This window comes from Silvanigrella sp. (assembly GCF_044369315.1).
Taxonomy (GTDB): Bacteria; Bdellovibrionota_B; Oligoflexia; order Silvanigrellales; family Silvanigrellaceae; genus Silvanigrella.
Genome location: NZ_JBIPMD010000324.1, coordinates 1 through 3,003 on the forward strand (window position 1 = coordinate 1; position 3,003 = coordinate 3,003).

The following is a 3,003-nucleotide window of genomic DNA, read 5'->3' on the forward strand; positions in this document are numbered from 1 at the left end:
GTTTTATGATTATAATCATCATGCACCCCATTCCGGGCTTGCAATGATGAGTCCAATACAGTATCAAAATTCACATTAATCATGTGTCAACTCAAATGGGGTCCATAGCAATTATGACAAATAAAATTTTTATATTTAAAGACTTATTCTTTAAATCCATCCCACTCTTATCCTTTCAAATCGATACCGTCAAAGAAGTATCGGTTTAAAATACAAGTTATTTATATCATTTTTAAGTGAATGGAATAAAAATAAATGAACATAATATAAAAATATCATATAGTTAATAAATATAAGTATTAGAATTAAATCATAAATAATAACCTGAAGGAGAAGAGACTCGCTTTTCTCATTCCATCTATCATAAGGATTTTATGATAAAAAGATTTATAATTATGATTTCATAAAATTTATAGTCAAGGATTTTTACCAGTATATTTTTTTATAATTGAATTATACTATGCTGTTTTGCTAAATGACTCAATCGCATTTTTTACTTTTTTGCTAATTTGTGGATCTGTTGATTTTGCAGTTGCGATATAATTTTCTTCTGTTTCAATCTTCTTTCCAAAGTCAAACATAGATAGATCCACTTTCTGATCTCTTAAAAAAGAATAGGCTCCAATTATCGATGTATACCAAGCATATATTGATTTATCTTGTAAATCTTTTAGATTGATATAATCATGGGGAGCCGATCTAATATCGGATTTATTTAACCCATTTTTAGGATTCAATAATGAAAGCTCATAAGACGTTGCCAATAAAACACCTATTTTTTTATTTTTAGCTTCATTGAAAGAATTAATAATTTTAGAACCTTTATAAGTTACAAATACAGTATCTGCATTATATAATTTTGCAGTCCAAATATAATTTGATTCTCTTTCTTTATTTCGAGTAAATGGAATGATAAACGTTTTTTTATCTAAATTTTCCAAACAGGATTCCTGTGATCTTTTCCAAGGCATCCAAATTACTTTAAAAGTAATATTTTTATCTTTAAATGCTTTAGTTATAATTTCACCTGCAATTCCACCAATTTCTTTTTCTCCCCATTTTTCAGTCTTAGCAGGGAATTCTTGAGTAATTATTGTCACATCTTCTGCGTATAAATTTTTAAATGACAAAAAATTTAAAATGAATAAATAAATCATAGTTTTATTTATGAAGTTAATATTTATTATTTTTTTTAGCATTTTTAAATCCTTTTCAAAAATTTTTAGACCTAAAGATATCATTTATTTATTTTAAATATTAAATCGACTGTTAACTCATTTCACAATTTATTAATAGTCGATTTAATTTTTCATTTTCATCATACATTATAAATCATTTTCCAGTATATTTTTTAATAATTGCCGAATATTCTGGAGTCTTTTTAAAACTATCTATGGCATCTTTTAATTTTTTAACTAAACTAGAATCTGTATTTTTGGCTGTGGCAATATAGTTTTCTTCTACATCTATTTTATTCCCAAATTCAAATTTAGATTTATCTATTTTTTCAGATGCAAAAGTTGCTATTGCTCCAAGAACTCCAGTATACCAGGTATTAATTTTGCCAGCCTCTAGTTTTTTTGCATTCGTGATATCAATTGGAACCGCATCAATATCCGAAGTATTAAAACCATTTTTTGAGTTTAATATTGCAGTTTCGTAAGAAGAGCCAAGTAAAACTCCTATCTTTTTTCCTTTTGCATCTGCCATTGAATTTATTTTTGCTGTCCCTTTTTGAGTTATAAAGATTGTTTCTGCATCATAAAGCTTTGATACCCAGTTATATTTAGGTTCTCTTTCTGCATTTCTTGTAAAAGGAATAATAAATGATTTTTTGTCAGAGTTTTCCAAAGTCCCTTCTTGAGCTCTTTTCCAAGGGAGCCAATACATTTTAAACGATATTTTTTTTGCTTCTAAAGCTTTTGTGATAATTTCACCCCCAATACCTCCTACTTGATTTTCACCAAGTTTATCTGTTTTAGCAGGAAGAACTTGAGTAAAAATTGTAATGTCTTCAGCTTTTACAGAGAGAGAACATAAGAATGATACCGAGATAAATATTTTAAGTATTGCTGCTTTATTTAGTAAAAAAGATGTCATTTAAAAATGTCCCTTTAATAAAAACTATTTTCCTGCATATTTTTTAACAATAGCAGAATATTGTGGTGTCTTTTTAAAACTTTCAATAGCATCTTTCACTTTATTTGCAAGCTCTGCTGGAGTATCTTTAGCTGTAGCAATATAATTTTCTTCACGATCGATATTTTTTCCAATTTCAATTTTAGAAATTACAATTTTTTCGGCTTTTAACACTGCTATACCACCAATAACACCTGTATACCAGCCGTATATTTTACCTGCTTCTAATTTTTTTGCATTTGTTGCATCGTTGGCAACTGCTTCAATATCTGATTTTGTTAATCCACTTTTTGCATCTATAATTGTCCCTTCATAGGAAGAACCAAGTAAGACACCAATTTTTTTTCCTTTTGCCTCAGACATAGAATCTAATTTTTTAGTTCCTTTTAATGTTAAAAAAGCGGTATCTGCATCATATATTTTGGCAACCCAATTATAACTGGATTCCCTTTCTGCATTTCTAGTTAAAGGAATGATAAATGATTTTTTATCGCTGTTGGATTGTGTCTCTTGTTGAGCTCTTTTCCAAGGTGACCAAGCCATTTTAAAGGTAATTTTTTTAGCTTCCAATGCTTTAGTAATGATTTCTCCTGCTATTCCACCAACCTTATTTTCACTTACTTTATCAGTTTCAGATGGAAAGTTCTCTGTCATAATTGTTATGTCTTCCGCATAAGCAGCTGCTGAAAAAAACAGAGTTACAGACATTGATAATTTCAAAAATAAATTTTTCCTACTTGTGGTAGGTAGAGACATGACTTTTATTTCCTTTCAAATAAAGTAATTCATTGCCATGAAACCCCTGCAGAACCGGACTTGTAGTTTTCCCACATCCGGCTCCCAGAGATGATATTCATTGCGTAG

3 protein-coding genes are annotated in these 3,003 nt (G+C 28.8%); all 3 read right to left on the reverse strand.

Annotation, left to right across the window (positions count from 1 at the left end; translation table 11 throughout):
• Nucleotides 1-458: 458 nt before the first annotated feature.
• A complete protein-coding gene (locus ACIQ56_RS16260; RefSeq protein WP_397602087.1) occupies nt 459-1,199 on the reverse strand; it encodes a substrate-binding periplasmic protein in 741 nt (246 codons plus the stop codon).
• Nucleotides 1,200-1,332: 133 nt separating this feature from the next.
• On the reverse strand, nt 1,333-2,100 hold the full coding sequence (locus ACIQ56_RS16265) for a substrate-binding periplasmic protein (RefSeq protein ID WP_397602088.1): 768 nt from the start codon (nt 2,098-2,100) through the stop codon (nt 1,333-1,335).
• A 24-nt stretch (nt 2,101-2,124) separates the two neighbouring features.
• Nucleotides 2,125-2,895, reverse strand: a complete 771-nt coding sequence (locus tag ACIQ56_RS16270) for a substrate-binding periplasmic protein (RefSeq protein ID WP_397602089.1) — start codon at nt 2,893-2,895, stop codon at nt 2,125-2,127.
• Nucleotides 2,896-3,003: the final 108 nt, after the last annotated feature.

Excerpts from the sequence above, each read along its gene's own strand:
- ACIQ56_RS16260 (WP_397602087.1), bottom strand. The coding sequence starts at position 1,199 with ATGCTAAAAAAAATAATAAATATTAACTTCATAAATAAAACTATGATT.
- ACIQ56_RS16270 (WP_397602089.1), bottom strand. The coding sequence starts at position 2,895 with ATGTCTCTACCTACCACAAGTAGGAAAAATTTATTTTTGAAATTATCA.
- ACIQ56_RS16265 (WP_397602088.1), bottom strand. The coding sequence starts at position 2,100 with ATGACATCTTTTTTACTAAATAAAGCAGCAATACTTAAAATATTTATC.